At 69.4% G+C, this 14846-nt stretch carries 15 protein-coding genes; 9 read left to right on the forward strand and 6 right to left on the reverse strand.

Going from position 1 to position 14846, the window contains the following annotated elements:
* Positions 1 to 43: 43 nt before the first annotated feature.
* The 7 genes from D892_RS0111370 to pknB all read left to right on the forward strand — a co-directional run bounded on the left by D892_RS0111370 (position 44) and on the right by pknB (position 9944).
* Positions 44 to 1414, forward strand: coding sequence for a DUF3662 and FHA domain-containing protein (locus tag D892_RS0111370; RefSeq protein WP_024801357.1), 1371 nt, complete (start codon positions 44 to 46; stop codon positions 1412 to 1414).
* A gap of 185 nt (positions 1415 to 1599) precedes the next feature.
* On the forward strand, positions 1600 to 2067 hold the full coding sequence (locus D892_RS0111375; RefSeq protein WP_024801358.1) for an FHA domain-containing protein: 468 nt from the start codon (positions 1600 to 1602) through the stop codon (positions 2065 to 2067).
* Positions 2064 to 3500, forward strand: a complete 1437-nt coding sequence (locus tag D892_RS0111380; RefSeq protein ID WP_024801359.1) for a PP2C family serine/threonine-protein phosphatase — start codon at positions 2064 to 2066, stop codon at positions 3498 to 3500. Before D892_RS0111375 ends, D892_RS0111380 begins: the two co-directional genes overlap by 4 nt.
* The gene (locus D892_RS0111385; RefSeq protein WP_024801360.1) at positions 3500 to 5014 is read left to right on the forward strand and encodes an FtsW/RodA/SpoVE family cell cycle protein; all 1515 of its coding nucleotides are present in this window, start codon (positions 3500 to 3502) and stop codon (positions 5012 to 5014) included. Before D892_RS0111380 ends, D892_RS0111385 begins: the two co-directional genes overlap by 1 nt.
* Positions 5011 to 6477, forward strand: a complete 1467-nt coding sequence (locus D892_RS0111390; protein WP_024801361.1) for a penicillin-binding protein 2 — start codon at positions 5011 to 5013, stop codon at positions 6475 to 6477. Before D892_RS0111385 ends, D892_RS0111390 begins: the two co-directional genes overlap by 4 nt.
* A gap of 51 nt (positions 6478 to 6528) precedes the next feature.
* Positions 6529 to 8046, forward strand: coding sequence for a protein kinase (locus D892_RS0111395; protein WP_024801362.1), 1518 nt, complete (start codon positions 6529 to 6531; stop codon positions 8044 to 8046).
* The gene (gene pknB, locus D892_RS0111400; protein ID WP_024801363.1) at positions 8043 to 9944 is read left to right on the forward strand and encodes a Stk1 family PASTA domain-containing Ser/Thr kinase; all 1902 of its coding nucleotides are present in this window, start codon (positions 8043 to 8045) and stop codon (positions 9942 to 9944) included. The genes D892_RS0111395 and pknB overlap by 4 nt, the downstream gene beginning before the upstream one ends.
* Before the next feature lie 21 nt (positions 9945 to 9965).
* Here the strand turns inward: pknB and D892_RS0111405 are convergent, their stop codons facing one another.
* The 3 genes from D892_RS0111405 to D892_RS0111415 form a co-directional block, all read right to left on the reverse strand.
* A complete protein-coding gene (locus tag D892_RS0111405; RefSeq protein WP_036566924.1) occupies positions 9966 to 10412 on the reverse strand; it encodes a deaminase in 447 nt (148 codons plus the stop codon).
* A gap of 53 nt (positions 10413 to 10465) precedes the next feature.
* Positions 10466 to 11278: a RibD family protein gene (locus D892_RS0111410; protein ID WP_369801745.1), complete on the reverse strand. Its 813-nt coding sequence runs from the start codon at positions 11276 to 11278 to the stop codon at positions 10466 to 10468.
* 124 nt (positions 11279 to 11402) lie between these two features.
* Positions 11403 to 12041 carry an aminodeoxychorismate/anthranilate synthase component II gene (locus tag D892_RS0111415; protein ID WP_024801366.1) on the reverse strand — a complete coding sequence of 213 codons (639 nt, stop codon included), beginning with the start codon at positions 12039 to 12041 and terminating at the stop codon, positions 11403 to 11405.
* 170 nt (positions 12042 to 12211) lie between these two features.
* Here D892_RS0111415 and crgA point away from each other — a divergent pair, with 170 nt between their 5' ends.
* Both crgA and D892_RS0111425 read left to right on the forward strand, forming a co-directional pair.
* Positions 12212 to 12478 carry a cell division protein CrgA gene (crgA, locus tag D892_RS0111420; RefSeq protein WP_024801367.1) on the forward strand — a complete coding sequence of 89 codons (267 nt, stop codon included), beginning with the start codon at positions 12212 to 12214 and terminating at the stop codon, positions 12476 to 12478.
* A gap of 99 nt (positions 12479 to 12577) precedes the next feature.
* On the forward strand, positions 12578 to 13027 hold the full coding sequence (locus D892_RS0111425) for a PH domain-containing protein (protein WP_024801368.1): 450 nt from the start codon (positions 12578 to 12580) through the stop codon (positions 13025 to 13027).
* Positions 13028 to 13115: 88 nt separating this feature from the next.
* Here D892_RS0111425 and D892_RS0111430 read toward each other — a convergent pair whose 3' ends face one another.
* The 3 genes from D892_RS0111430 to D892_RS47690 all read right to left on the reverse strand — a co-directional run bounded on the left by D892_RS0111430 (position 13116) and on the right by D892_RS47690 (position 14831).
* Positions 13116 to 13982, reverse strand: a complete 867-nt coding sequence (locus tag D892_RS0111430; RefSeq protein WP_084161029.1) for a rhomboid family intramembrane serine protease — start codon at positions 13980 to 13982, stop codon at positions 13116 to 13118.
* A gap of 17 nt (positions 13983 to 13999) precedes the next feature.
* On the reverse strand, positions 14000 to 14527 hold the full coding sequence (locus D892_RS0111435) for a peptidylprolyl isomerase (RefSeq protein WP_024801370.1): 528 nt from the start codon (positions 14525 to 14527) through the stop codon (positions 14000 to 14002).
* Positions 14528 to 14660: 133 nt separating this feature from the next.
* Positions 14661 to 14831, reverse strand: a complete 171-nt coding sequence (locus D892_RS47690; protein WP_198036879.1) for a hypothetical protein — start codon at positions 14829 to 14831, stop codon at positions 14661 to 14663.
* Positions 14832 to 14846 lie beyond the last annotated feature (15 nt).

The raw sequence follows: 14846 nt of genomic DNA on the forward strand, positions 1-14846 counted from the left end.
GAAGTCGGAAGACAGGACGTGCGCACACCGAAGGGAGGCCGAGATGGGGATCGTGTCGCGCTTCGAGCGCCGCTTGCAGGGCGCCGTCGGCGATGCCTTCGCCCGGGTCTTCGGTGGCAGCGTCGTGCCTCAGGAAGTAGAGGCGGCGCTGCAGCGCGAGGCCATCGATCGGGTGACCGAACTCGATGGCGGACATCTGCTGGCTCCCAACAGTTACGTGATCACCATCAACACGTCGGACCTGCAAGAACTCGACGCGGATCACGAACTGACCAGTCGTGCCTTCGCCAAGCATCTGCAGGACTTCCTCCGTGAGCAGGGTTGGCAGACCTACGGCGAAGTGCACGTCGAATTCCAGGCATCCCCTACGCTGCACACCGGGCAGTTCAGGACGCGCGGCCGGGTCGACCCGGACGTGGGTCGCCGGAATCCGCCGGACCGACGGCCGCCCGACCGGCCTGGACAACCCGCACAACGAACCGCAAACCCGCAACCAGGAGCTGGCCCCATGACGCAGAACTCAGGCTACGACCCCAGCCGTGAGCCCGCGGAGTCCGATCCACGCAACCGCGGGTACGCGCCGCCCGGTGGCCGCCCCGGACCGGGGACCTACGACTACGGCCGCGGCGGGCAGTACCCCGCCGCCGGTGACTATGCCGCGCCGGAGTCGCAGCAGGCTTACGGCGACTATCAGAACGGCTACGACTACCAGCCGGGTGCCGCTGGGGGCTACCCGCCGCAGGGTTACGCCGACCCGGGCTACGGCCAGCCGCCCGGATACGACCAGGGCGGCTACGCCCCGCAGGGCTACGTGGACCAGGGCTACGGGCAACAGGGTGGCTACGACCAGGGTTACGCCGATCAGGGGTACGACCAGGGTTACGGGCAGCAGGGCTACCCCAACCAGGACTACGCGCAGCAGGCCTACGGCCAGGCCCCCGGCGGATACGACCCGGGGTACGCGCCGCAGGGCTACGCCCAGCCCCCCGGATACGATCCGGGCTACGCCGACCAGGGCGGATACGAGCAGGCCGGCTACGCCCCGCAGGGTTACGCGGAGCCCGGCTACGGCCCTCAGGGCGGCTATGCCCCCGCGCCGGCGCAGCCGCCGCAGCGGGGCGGCTCCGGCTTCTCCGCCACCCTCCAGCTCGACGACGGCAGCGGCCGCACGTACCAGCTACGAGAGGGCAGCAACATCATCGGCCGCGGCCAGGACGCGCATTTCCGCCTCCCCGATACCGGTGTGTCCCGGCGGCACATCGAGGTCCGCTGGGACGGTCAGGTCGCGATGCTCTCCGACCTCGGATCGACCAACGGAACCCTGGTCAACGGCTCGCCCGTCCAGGATTGGCAACTCGCCGACGGCGATGTGATCCGCGCCGGGCATTCCGAGATCCTGATCCGAATCGTCTGATCCCGTAAGCTGCCGGTGCAGGTCACGATGTGGCCCGAGAATCCTCGGGCCGTATCGTGATCGCAACCGGTCGTCGGTCCTATTATGCTGCCAACACTCGCTCGGCAGCCGGGCCGTGCTGACCAGCACGCCGGTTGGGGGTCGAACCGTACCAGCGGCACCGGTCGAACAGGAGGTGGAGCGCCGTGCAGGGACTCATCCTGCAGCTGACCCGTGCGGGGTTCCTACTGCTGTTGTGGCTGTTCGTCTGGGCGGTGCTCAGGACCCTGCGCAGCGATATCTACGCGGCATCCGGCATCCGGATCCAGCCCCGGGCCCCGCGTGGTTCCGCGGTGCTGCCATCCTTCAGCCGTGGCCAGAAGGGCGCCAGACATCTAGTGGTGACTCAGGGTTCACTCGCCGGCACTCGCATCACGCTCGGTCAACAGCCGGTGCTCATCGGGCGTGCCGACGACTCCACTCTCGTGCTGACCGACGACTACGCGTCGACCAGGCATGCGCGGTTGTCCCCGCGCGGCGACGACTGGTACGTCGAAGATCTAGGATCCACCAACGGGACCTACCTCGACCGAACGAAGGTCACCACGCCCGTCCGAGTTCCGCTCGGTACCCCAGTCCGTGTCGGTAAGACAGTGATCGAGCTGCGATCGTGACTCTAGTTCTCCGCTACGCAGCGCGTAGCGACCGTGGTCTCGTCCGGGCAAACAACGAGGATTCCGTCTACGCCGGTGCGCGCCTGCTCGCGCTCGCCGACGGCATGGGCGGTCACGCCGCGGGCGAGGTGGCCTCCCAGTTGATGATCGCCGCCCTCGCCCACCTGGACGACGACGAGCCCGGCGACGATCTGCTCGGCAAGCTCGACCGCGCCGTGCGCGAGGGCAACGCCGCCATCGCCGACCAGGTCGAGGAGGAGCCCGAGCTGGACGGGATGGGCACCACGCTCACCGCGATCCTGTTCGCGGGCAAGAAACTCGGGCTGGCCCACATCGGCGACTCCCGCGCCTATCTGCTCCGGGCCGACGAACTCGCCCAGATCACCCGCGACGACACGTTCGTGCAATCGCTGGTGGACGAGGGCCGCATCACGCCCGAGCAGGCGCACACCCATCCGCAGCGGTCGCTGATCATGCGCGCGCTCACCGGCAACGAGATCGAGCCCACCCTGACCGTCCGGGAGGCCCGCGCCGGCGATCGCTACCTGCTGTGCTCCGACGGCCTGTCCGACGTGGTCAGCGACGAGACCCTGGCCAACACGCTGCGCGAGGGCAATACCGACGAGGCCGCGGACCGGCTCATCGAGCTGGCGCTGCGCAGCGGCGGCCCCGACAACGTGACCGTGGTCGTCGCCGACGTCATCGACCTGGACTACGGCCAGAGCCATCCGATCGTGGCGGGCGCCGCCTCGGTCGAGGACGACGAGGAGATCCCGCCGCCCAACACCGCCGCGGGCCGGGCGGCGGCGATGCGCCCCCCGCGCGCGACGCCCCGCCGGGCCCCCGTGGCGGCGGAGCCACCCGCCCCGCGCAAGAGTCACAGGCTGCGCTGGATCCTGCTGGCGACGGCGCTGATCATCGCGGTCGTGGTCGGACTCGTGGTGGGCTACAAGATGATCCGCAGCAACTACTACGTCGGCACCGACAACGGCGCCATCGTGATCATGCGCGGACTACCCGGCTCGGTGCTGGGATATTCGATCCGCGACGTGGACCAGCTCGCCTGCATCGATCGCGGCAACCGGCTCAGCCTGCTGCCACCCGGCAACGGCTTCCCGTCCGGCTGTAAGGAGCTGCACGTCGACGACCTCCGGCCGTCCGGCCGTGACAAGGTGGTCAACAACGGCCTGCAGCCCGGCACCTCCGACGACGCCCGTCGCCAGCTCGAGAAGCTCACCTCGCAGGAACTGCTGCCGGCGTGCGAGAAGCCCGCCGCACCGCCGGCGACACCGCCGGCCGACAACCCGGCTCCCGCCCCGGGCAATCCGAGCCCGACCAATGCTCCCGCGCACTCCGAGCAGCCGGCCCCGCCCGCGACCACCGCCGCGCCGACCCCTCAGACTCCAGGGGAGAACTGCAGGAAGGCGGACTGATGTCCGCACCGGCACCACCGTCCGCCGGGGCTTTTCCCAGTCCCCCGGGCGGTTTCGCTCCCGCGCCGCCGCCGACGACCAGGCGCAACGTCGAGGCGTTGCTGCTGGCCGGCGCGGCGGCGATCACCACCGTGGCACTGGTGCTGGTCGAGGCGAGCCAGGATCAGGAGGTCACCTGGGACCTGGCAAAGTTGGGGCTGGCCTATCTGGCGTTGTTCGGGGTCGCGCACCTGGCCGTGCGCCGGTTCGCGCCGTTCGCCGATCCCCTGCTGCTGCCGATCGCGGCCCTGCTCAACGGCCTCGGGCTGGTGCTCATCCACCGGCTGGATCTGGCCGACGAACAGAACGCGGTGTACAACGGCTCGGCCATGCCGTCCCCCGACGCCAACTCGCAGGTGCTGTGGACGGCGTTCGGCATCACGCTGTTCGTCGGGCTGCTGGTGCTGTTGCGCGACTACCGCACGCTCGCGCGCTACAGCTACACCCTGGGACTACTCGGCCTGGTCGCCCTCGTCATCCCGGCGCTGCTGCCCGGCAAATTCTCCGAGACCAACGGTGCCAAGATCTGGATCCGGCTGCCCGGATTCAGCGTGCAGCCGGGTGAATTCGCCAAGATCCTGCTGATCATCTTCTTCGCCTCGGTGCTGGTTGCCAAGCGCGAGCTGTTCACCGCCGCCGGGCGCCGCATTCTCGGCATGGAGCTGCCGCGCGGGCGCGACCTCGGGCCGATCCTGGCCGTATGGCTGGTATGCCTGGCCGTGCTCGTCTTCGAAAAGGATCTGGGCACCTCGCTACTGATCTTCGCGACGGTGCTGGCGCTGCTGTACATCGCCACCGAACGGGTGGGCTGGCTGATCGTCGGCGGGTTGCTGCTGGCGGCCGGATTCTTCATCGCCTACAACAGCTTCGGGCACGTGCAGGTCCGGGTCGCGACCTGGCTGCACCCGTTCGACGACTACAACAGCACCGGTTATCAGATCTCGCAGTCGCTGTTCGGGCTGGCCACCGGCGGACTGGCGGGCACCGGGCTGGGCAGCGGGCGGCCCTCGCAGGTGCCGTTCGCCAATACCGACTTCATCGTCGCGACCATCGGCGAGGAGCTCGGACTGATCGGGCTGACCGCGATGCTGATGCTGTTCGCCATCTTCGTGGTGCGCGGCCTGCGCACGGCGCTGGCGGTCCGCGACAGCTTCGGCAAGCTGCTCGCCGCCGGGCTGTCGTTCACCATCGCGGTCCAGGTGTTCGTCGTGGTCGGCGGCGTCACCAAACTGATCCCGCTGACCGGCCTCACCACACCCTTCGTCTCCTACGGTGGCTCGTCGCTGCTGGCCAACTACGCGCTGCTGGCGCTGCTGGTGAAGATCTCCGATTCGGCCCGGGCACCGGCCCCGTCCCGGCGCCGTGAGCAGCAGGCCCCCATCGCCGATGCGCAGACGGAACTCATTCGCGGTGCCGGTGAGGGGCAGGGCGGCGATCCTCGTCAACAACCACGGCCGAGAGGAGAAGCGGTATGAACACACCACTGCGCCGCGTCGCCGTGGCCGTGATGATCATGATCGTCGCGCTGCTCGCCAACGCCACCTACGTCCAGGTGATCAAGGCCGACAGCCTGCGCAGCGACCCGCGCAACTCGCGGGTTCTGCTCGACGAGTACTCGCGCCAGCGCGGCCAGATCTCCGGCGGCGGCACCGTGCTGGCGGGCTCGGTCGCCACCGAAGACCGCTACAAGTACCTGCGCACCTACCCGACCGACCCGATGGCCTACGCCCCGGTCACGGGCTTCTATTCGATGCAGTACGGCAGCAACGGGCTGGAGCGCGCCGAGGATTCGGTGCTCAACGGCTCGGACAGCCAGCTGTTCGGCCGGCGGCTGGTGGATATGATCTCCGGCCGCGACCCGCGCGGCGGCAACGTGGTCACCACCATCGATCCGGCCATGCAGCAGGTCGCCTACGAGCAGCTGACCAGCAAGGGCTACACCGGCTCGGTGGTGGCGATCGAGCCGAGCACCGGACGCATCCTGACCATGGTCTCCACTCCCAGCTACGACCCCAACCAGCTGGCCGGCCACGACGGCGCCAAGAGCACGGAGACCTGGGATTCGCTGTCGGCCGACGAGCGCCAGCCGATGCTCAATCGTGCCGTCTCGGCGACCTATCCGCCGGGCTCGACGTTCAAGATCGTGACAGCCGCCGCGGCGTTGTCGATGGGTATCAAGCCCGACGACCAGTTCACCGCGGCCCCCAACATCACGCTGCCGGGCACCAGCACCACGCTGGAGAACTACAACGGCGCGACGTGTGGCGACGGGGGCACCGCCTCGCTCTACGAAGCCTTCCGCAGGTCGTGTAACACGGCATTCGCCGAGATCGGTATGAAGGTGGGCGCCGCGAAACTGAAGGACGAGGCGACGGCGTTCGGCATCGGCCCGCACCCCGGAATCCCGATCCAGTGGGCCGACAGCACCGTCGGAACCATCCCGGACAACCCGTCCCTCGCGCAGAGCAGCATCGGCCAGCGCGATGTGGCGCTGACCCCGCTCGACGACGCCGTCATCGCCGCCACCGTCGCCAACGGCGGAGTGCGGATGGAGCCGCGGCTGGTCGACCAGTTGCAGGGCCCGGACCTGAGCGAGCTGTCCAAGACCAAGCCGGTCTCGGTCGGCCAGGCGATCAGCGCCCCGGTGGCGACGGAGCTGACCAATCTGATGATCGCGTCGGAGAAGAACACGTCCGGAGGGAATCAACCACGCCCGTACCAGATCGCGTCCAAGACCGGAACGGCCGAACACGGCGACGACCCGCGCAACACCCCGCCGCACGCCTGGTACACGGCCTTCGCACCGGCGCAGAACCCGAAGATCGCGATCGCGGTCATCGTGGAGAACGGCGGGGACCGCGCGCTCGCGGCCACCGGCGGATCGGTCGCCGCCCCGGTCGCCCGAGCGGTACTCGACGCCGGACTCCAGGGGGGTTGACCCAATGACCGTGCTAATCAGCACCACGAGACGATGCCTACGGGGGCTGCAATGCTGAACAACGGTGCGATGATCGCGGACCGCTATCGACTTCAACGGCTGATCGCCACCGGCGGCATGGGCCAGGTGTGGGAGGCACTGGACACCCGGCTGGACCGCCGGGTGGCCGTGAAGGTCCTCAAGGCGGAATTCTCCGCGGACCCCACCTTCCGGCACCGTTTCCGCACCGAGGCCAAGACCACCGCGCAACTCAATCATCCGGGCATCGCGGGCATCTACGACTACGGCGAGACCTACGACCCGCAGGGCGGCGAAACCGCCTATCTGGTCATGGAATTGGTGCAGGGCGAACCGCTCAACGCCGTGCTGAACCGGATGAACCGGCTGTCGGTCGCCCAGGGCCTGGACATGCTGGAACAGACCGGCCGCGCGCTGGAGGTGGCGCACGCCGCCGGCGTCGTGCACCGCGACGTGAAGCCCGGCAATATCCTGGTGACGCCGACCGGCCAGGTGAAGATCACCGATTTCGGCATCGCCAAGGCGGTGGACGCGTCCCCGGTGACCAAGACCGGCATGGTGATGGGCACCGCCCAGTACATCGCGCCCGAGCAGGCCACCGGCGAGGACGCCACCGCGTCCAGCGACGTGTACTCGCTCGGGGTGGTCGGCTACGAGGCGCTGTCCGGACATCGGCCGTTCTCCGGCGACGGCGCGCTCACGGTAGCGATGAAGCATGTGCGCGAGAATCCGCCGCCGATGCCGACGGACCTCCCCCCGAACGTGCGCGAACTCATCGAAACCACGATGACCAAGGATCCGGCCGGCCGCTACTACAGCGGCGGCGAGTTCGCCGATGCGGTGGCGGCCGTCCGGGCCGGACGCCGGCCACCACCGCCCCGCGGCCTCGGATCGCCGCAGACCGGCGCCGCGCGCGTGCTGCCGCCCGCCGGTCCGACCGCGATGCTGCCGCGCGACGAATACGACGACGCGACCGTCCGCTACCCGACCCAGAATGCCGGCGGTACCGCCGCCATGTCCCGCCGCGCCGCACCCGTTCCCCCCGACGACGAGGGCAAGTCGCGGTTCAGCACCGGACAGAAGGCACTGGCCGGGCTCGGCATCGGCGCGCTCGCCCTGGGCGGCATCGCGGCCTGGGTGCTGCTGAGCGGTGATCCGCCGGAATCCTCGGTGACGCCGGTGAAGTCGCCGACCTCGCAGGTCGCGCCCCCGCCGGTGCCCACGACCACCACCGAACCGCCGACGACCCAGTACGAGCCGCCCCAGACGTACACGACCACGCCGGAACAGCCGACGACCACGCAACCGCCGACGACCACGACCACCCCCGGACCGCCGAGCAGCACGCGGACGCAGCGCCCCTCGTCTACCGCGCCGACGACCACGGGTCGCCTGTCCCGGCCGTCTCTGGATCTACCATTTACGGAGATTCCCGGTCTCGACGGCAACTACGGGACACACGGAACCCGCGGCACCGGCGGCAACGGAATCCCCGGCACCACCCCCGACAGCAGTAGTTCCCCGGACACCGCACCGCAAGGACTGCCATGACGACCCCGAAGCATCTCTCCTCTCGCTACGAGTTGGGCGAGATCATCGGGTTCGGCGGGATGTCCGAGGTTCACAAGGCCCGCGACGAGCGCCTGGGGCGCGACGTCGCGATCAAGGTGCTGCGCGCGGATCTGGCCCGCGACCCCACCTTCTATCTCCGGTTCAAGCGCGAGGCCCAGAACGCGGCCGCGCTGAACCACCCGGCGATCGTCGCCGTCTACGACACCGGGGAGGCGGAGGTCGACGGCGGCCCGCTGCCCTACATCGTGATGGAGTATGTGGACGGCGACACGCTGCGCGACATGGTGCGCGGCAAGGGCCCGCTGCTGCCGCGCCGCGCGATGGAGATCATCGCCGACGTGTGCGCCGCGCTGGACTTCAGCCACAAGAACGGCATCGTGCACCGCGATATGAAGCCCGCCAACATCATGATCAACCGGCAGGGCGCGGTGAAGGTGATGGACTTCGGCATCGCCCGCGCGATCGCCGACAGCTCCAACCCCATGACCCAGACGGCCGCGGTGGTCGGCACGGCGCAGTACCTGTCTCCCGAGCAGGCCCGCGGCGAGACCGTGGACGCCCGCTCCGACGTCTACTCCGTGGGCTGCGTGCTCTACGAAATCCTCACCGGCGAACCGCCTTTCACCGGCGATTCCCCGGTCGCCGTCGCTTACCAGCACGTGCGCGAGGATCCCCGGCTGCCCTCGCTCGTGCACCCCGGAGTCCCGCGCGAGCTGGATTCGGTCATTCTCAAGGCGATGGCCAAGAATCCGGCCAACCGCTACCAGACCGCCGCGGAGATGCGCGCCGATCTGATCCGCGTGCTGGGCGGGCAGAAGCCGCAGGCGCCGATGGTGATGACCGACGAGGACCGCACCACGATCCTCGGCAGCACCGAGCCGCCGCCGCGCACCTACCGCACCGTCGAACGCGATGACGTCGACGAACCCGAACCCGACGAGCCCCGCAACCCGCGCCGCACCGCCGTGCTGGTGGCGGGCGGCCTGGCCGCGCTGGCGGCGGTGTTCGCCCTGTTCTGGTTCCTGATCGGCCCCGGCAGCGGCCCCGGGCAGGTGACGGTGCCCGACCTGGCGAACAAGCCGGTCGGGCAGGCGCAGAACGAACTGCAGAAGGCCGGTTTCAACGTGGCCACGCAGGAGAAGGCGAACAGCCAGGTCGCGGTCGGCAATGTCATCAGCACCCAGCCCCTCGGCGGTTCGAGCGCACCCAAGGGCAGCGTCGTCACCCTGCAGGTCTCCCGGGGCCCGCAGGAAGTCCCGCTGCCGACCCTGACCGGACTCGGTCAGCAGGACGCCGAGAAGCAGCTGACCGCGCTGGGCCTGCAGGTGGATCCGAACGTGGGACGCGACTGGTCCAGCCCCGCCGACAAGGACAAGGTGATCGAGACCGACCCGCCGATGGGTTCCAAGGCCGATGTGGGCAGCACGGTCAAGCTGACCCTCGGCAAGGGCCCGGAGCAGATCCCGGTCCCCTACGTCGTCGGTCAGCCGAGCGACGTGGCGGAGTCGAATCTGACCAAGAGTTCCGGATTCCGGATCAATGTCGTGGAAGTGCCGAGTTCCTCGGCCAAGGGCACGGTGATCAGCACCGACCCGCCCTCCGGGACGATGGCCGACAAGGGATCGGTGGTGACCGTCCGGGTCTCCAGCAGCGAGATCTCGATGCCGCAGCTGGTCGGCCTCACCCCGTCCGCCGCGGTGAACGCGCTGCGCCAGCAGGGCTGGACCGGCGGCGCGGGGCAGATCCGTCAGTCCACCCAGAACACGCTCGACGCGGGCAGCGTGGGCCGCGTCATGAGTCAGGAGCCGTCCGCCGGATCGTCCATCGACCGCAACGGCACCGTCACCATCGTCACCGGGGTGCTCGGACCGCCGTGACCTCGGCGCCCCTGCACCGCGTCAGGAGGGCTCAGGATCGCGGGACAGGGTGAGGTGCCGGTTCATGGACATGGCCTCGTCGGCCAGGTCCGCCAGTTCGATCACCTCGATGCCGTGTTCGCGCAGCTTCTCCACGCCGATGCAGTCGTCGACGAAGGTGGGTGGTTCGCGCCACGCGATGACCACGCGCGGAATGCCCGCGGCCAGAATGCGATCCGCGCACGGCGCCCGCCCCGGCGAGGCCCGCTGCGAGCAGGGTTCGAGGGTGCTGTAGAGGGTGGCCCCGGCCAGGCGCGGCTCGGAGCCGAGCTTGTCCAGGGCCGATTCCTCGGCGTGCACCTTGGCATCGGTTTCCCGCGAATAACCGTGTGCCAGTTCGACTCCGTCGTCGGCGACGATCACGGCCCCGACCGAGAAGGCGGTCCGGCTCGGCGGGCACAGCCGGGCCAGCCCGATCGCATGGTGCATCCAGAACCGGTGTGTCCCAGGGCCTTCCCCGCCCGAATCGGCGAAGCGCGAAGTCACTGTGGTGTTTCCATGTCGTGCGACCTTCCATCGGTCGGCGGCTCGGCCTGCCTCGGCAGATAACGCAGCAGCGCGACGTCCCCGATCCGGTCGACGTCCGCCAATACCATTCTGCGCCGGGACCCGCCCGGAAAGTCGGCCGGATGCAGGAAATGCGGCGCTCGGGAGTCGCCGATCAGCACCGGCGCCACGGCCAGCAGCAGTTCGTCGGCCAGATCGCCGGCCAGGAAGGCGGTGTGCACGTGGCCGCCGCCCTCCACCATCAGCCTGGTCACGCCGCGCCGGCCGAGGTCGTCGAGCAGCGCGCCGAAATCGGGTGTCCCGCCGAGGGATACGACCTCGGCCAGGGTGTCGAGCCGATCGCCGATCCGGGCCGCGCCGACGTCGGTGGTGTAGACCAGTTTGTCGCCGCCGCTGTGGAAGAAACGCAGCCGGGGATCGAGATCGCCGCCGGCGGTGACGGTCACCTTCACCGGATGTTCCGGCTTGCCCGCGGACACCCGGCGGGCACGCCGGCTGTCGCTGCGCACCAACAGCCGCGGATCGTCGCGGCGCAGGGTCTCCGCGCCGGCCAGAATGGCGTCCGAATCGGCCCGCACCGCGTCGACCCTGTCGAAATCGTCCGGATTCGACAGCAGCAATCGCTCGGGACCGGCGTCGTCGAGGTAGCCGTCGACACTCACGGCCACAGACAGCACGACATGCGGACGAGGATGTGCACGACTTTCAGCGCCGGCCTCGCCGCCGGTGTCAACGGGTTGCCCGGCGGTCGTCTGCGGTCCGTCCCGGCCCGCGGAGTTGTCGCTCACCGTGGTGTATCCCCGCCGGGCATTCGCCGCTCCTGTGTGGTCCGTACTGCGACAGTGGTCCGTACTGCGACGGTGATTCGTACTGCTACGACGGTTCGTACTGCGACGACGTCGGCCCGAACCGTCAGACCAGCGCCGCGACCTCTGCCTCGAGCTGATCGATCAGGCCCTCCGGCGGGCGCTCACCGCATACCTCCAGCCAGTTGGCCAGCATTCGGTGACCGCCCTGCGTGAGCACCGATTCCGGGTGGAACTGGACGCCGTGCAGGGGCAGGGTGCGATGCCGCATCGCCATCATGACGCCGCTCTCGGTCCTGCCCAGCACCTCGAACTCGTCGGGCAGGGTCTCGGGCAGCACGGTCAGCGAGTGGTAGCGGGTGGCGGTGAACGGGTCGGGCAGTCCGGCCAGTACGCCCGCGCCGACGTGGAACACCGAACTGGTCTTGCCGTGCAGCAACTCGGCGGCCCGGGTGACGGTGGCGCCGAAGGCCGCGCCGATAGCCTGATGCCCCAGGCACACGCCGAGCAACGGGACGCGCTGCCGGGCGCACGCGTGCACCAGGTCGATGCTGCTGCCCGCCCGGTCGGGAGTCCCCGGACCCGGGCTGATCAGCACACCGTCGAACCCGGTGACGGCCTCGTCCACATTCGCCAGCTGCGCGTCGTCGTTACGCCAGACGGTCGCCTCCGCGCCCAGCTGGCCCAGATACTGGACCAGGTTGAATACGAAGCTGTCGTAATTGTCGACGACCAGTACACGCATGGTTCGAGAGTACGCGGCGGATGCGATGAAGCCAGCTGGGATAGCCTTTAGGCAGACCGGCAGGTGCGCGCGGCGCAGTCGACGATGTCGTCTCGTCGACCACAGCCGCCGAGCGCATGCGCGGCCGCATGCCCCGCCGGTACGACCTGTACGCCGAATACGAGGACGTCATGCCCAAGTCGAAGGTCCGCCGCAAGAAGACCGACTACACGCTCACACCGACCAGCCGCACCCCGGTGAAGGTGAAGGGCGGCCCGTCGCCGGTCTGGTACGTCACCATCATGCTCGGCTTCATGCTGGCCGGTCTGGTGTGGTTGCTGGTGTACTACCTCGCCAACGACAAGATCTCGTGGATGGCCGATCTGAACGCCTGGAACTTCCTGATCGGTTTCGGGCTCATGGTCATCGGCCTGATCATGACGATGCGGTGGCGCTGACCGGCCGGTGAGGCACCGGCACACCGCGGCGCTACAGCCGTGTTATTCATGCACACTTGTGGATGATCCTGTGGACAACTCGAGGAGCGATTGGGGACCGTGACCGCATCCGATTCGGCGCCTCGGCTCGCCTGGTCCACCCCTCCGGCCGCGCTCGCCGCGACGGCCGTCGGCGGTGTCGTGCTGATCGGCGCCGCCGTCCTGACCGGCGATGCGCCCAGCCGGCTGCTGGTCGGCTTGGCGGCGCTGTTGCTGCTGGGCCTGACCGCGCTCGGGCTGCGGCAGCGGCCGCGGCTGACGATCGTCCCGGGGGCCGACCCGGCGCTGATCGTGCGTGGCCTGTTCGGGCCGGTGGAATACCCGCGCGAGAAGATCCTGCGGGCGCGCGTGGTGGGCTTCCGGCGGCTCGGCCGGAAGGTGCCCAACCTGGAACTCGATGTCGACCACCGCGGCGACGAGCGGCTGTTGATCTTCGGCCGCTGGGATCTCGGCACGCATCCCCAGGACGTCCTCGACGCGATGATCGAGCAGGGGCTCGTCCGCGAATAGGCCCGCTCGCGAATAAGCCGGGCTCGCGGGCCGACCGGCCCAGCACACAACCGCGCCCGACCAGCCCAGGACGGCCCGCCCGACCGGCTCAGGACAGCTGCGCCGCCGCGGCCGCGATGAGCACGAGCGCACCCACGACCAAGCCGGCCACGGCACCCCAGCCGATCGTCCGCGCGGCCTGCGGGCTACCGGCCTTCAGCCACTGCGGCAGGAAGAGGATGCCGGCCGTGGCGAGCGTGCCGGCGGCGAGACCGCCGAGATGGCCCCACAGCGACACGTTCGGCAGCGACACGCTGATGAGCAGGTTGATCGCGATGAGCACCAGCACCTGGGTCGGGCTCTGCCGCAGCCGCAGCAGGATCACCGCCATAGCGCCGAACAGGCCGTAGATCGCGCCCGACGCGCCCGCCGTCGCCGTGTCCTGGGCCAGCCACATGACCGCGGCCGACCCGCCCAGCAGCGAGGCCAGGTACACCGCGATGAACCGCAGCCGGCCCAGCACCATCTCGCAATCGCGGCCGAGGATGAACAGCGCGAACATGTTGACCAGCAGATGGAGCGGACCGTAGTGCAGGAACCCGGTGCCGAGCACCCGGATCCACTCCCCGTCGGCCACCCTCGGCGGCGCCAGCACCCAGTCGTAGAACAGCGTCGATCCATAGTTGGACGTGATGCTGTGCGACTGCCCGGCGGTGATCCCGAAGATCGCGACGTTGATCGCGATCAGCACATAGGTCACGTACGGAACCGACCGCTGGGCGGCGGGGGCGCCGGCCACGGTGCGCACCGGGCGCACGTCGGCCTGCCCCTGGCGCACGCAGTCGACACAGTGCTGGCCGACCGAGGCCGGCCGCAGGCATTCCGGACAGGCCGCCCGACCGCACCGAGTGCATGCCAGGCCGGTGGGCCGATCGGGATGGCGGAAGCAGGCCGATGCGGGCGGTTGGGGATTCACGGAACTCCGATGAGGCTTCAGTCGAGAGAAATGGAAGAGATGACGACCGGATCCTTCGGTCGGTCGTTGCGGTCGGTCGGCGTGATGGCGATGGCGTCGACGACCTTGCGCGAATCCGCTTCCACCACCTCGCCGAAGATGGTGTGGCGGCGGTTCAGGTGCGGCTGCGGCGTGACGGTGATGAAGAACTGCGAACCGTTGGTCCCCGGCCCGGCGTTGGCCATGGCCAGCAGATACGGGCGATCGAAGCGCAGCTCCGGGTGGAACTCGTCGCCGAACTCGTACCCCGGACCACCGCGGCCCGTGCCGGTCGGATCACCGCCCTGAACCATGAACCCATCGATCACGCGGTGGAAGGTGCCACCGTCGTAGAACGGGCCGGAGCTGCCACCGCTCGCGTTCTGCGTCGAGTACTGCGCCGAACCGTCGGCCAAACCGACGAAGTTGCGCACCGTCTTCGGGGCATGGTTACCGAAGAGCGAGATCTTGATGTCGCCGTGGTTGGTGTGCAGGGTGGCCACGGCGGTCTGATTCGGTGAGGTCACGACGAACATCGTGCCATGCACGCGGGGTATCGAGCCGCATCTGACCGCGCGCTGCCGCTGTGTTCGATCGGCATCGTTCCCGAGTACTCCGTGATTGCGCATGGTGCCGCCGGCCCGCCCCCCATGCGGTGCCCTACGGCAGGCGCGCGGCCTCGTGTGGCGTGGATCCGTTGGTCGAGTACCCCAGGCGCGGGGGCTCGGTGGCGGGTTCCGGAAGTTGCGGGCGGCGGCGAGCCACCAGCCAGGCGGCGCTGCCGGCGAATCCGACGAGGGCGGCGACGATCAGCCGATTGCGCAACTGCATGCGACCACTGTGGCA

Source organism: Nocardia sp. BMG51109 (assembly GCF_000526215.1).
Classification (GTDB): Bacteria; Actinomycetota; Actinomycetes; order Mycobacteriales; family Mycobacteriaceae; genus Nocardia.

Excerpts from the sequence above, each read along its gene's own strand:
- pknB (WP_024801363.1), top strand. The coding sequence starts at position 8,043 with ATGACGACCCCGAAGCATCTCTCCTCTCGCTACGAGTTGGGCGAGATC.
- D892_RS0111395 (WP_024801362.1), top strand. The coding sequence starts at position 6,529 with ATGCTGAACAACGGTGCGATGATCGCGGACCGCTATCGACTTCAACGG.
- crgA (WP_024801367.1), top strand. The coding sequence starts at position 12,212 with ATGCCCAAGTCGAAGGTCCGCCGCAAGAAGACCGACTACACGCTCACA.
- D892_RS0111405 (WP_036566924.1), bottom strand. The coding sequence starts at position 10,412 with ATGCACCATGCGATCGGGCTGGCCCGGCTGTGCCCGCCGAGCCGGACC.
- D892_RS0111415 (WP_024801366.1), bottom strand. The coding sequence starts at position 12,041 with ATGCGTGTACTGGTCGTCGACAATTACGACAGCTTCGTATTCAACCTG.
- D892_RS0111370 (WP_024801357.1), top strand. The coding sequence starts at position 44 with ATGGGGATCGTGTCGCGCTTCGAGCGCCGCTTGCAGGGCGCCGTCGGC.
- D892_RS47690 (WP_198036879.1), bottom strand. The coding sequence starts at position 14,831 with ATGCAGTTGCGCAATCGGCTGATCGTCGCCGCCCTCGTCGGATTCGCC.
- D892_RS0111390 (WP_024801361.1), top strand. The coding sequence starts at position 5,011 with ATGAACACACCACTGCGCCGCGTCGCCGTGGCCGTGATGATCATGATC.
- D892_RS0111385 (WP_024801360.1), top strand. The coding sequence starts at position 3,500 with ATGTCCGCACCGGCACCACCGTCCGCCGGGGCTTTTCCCAGTCCCCCG.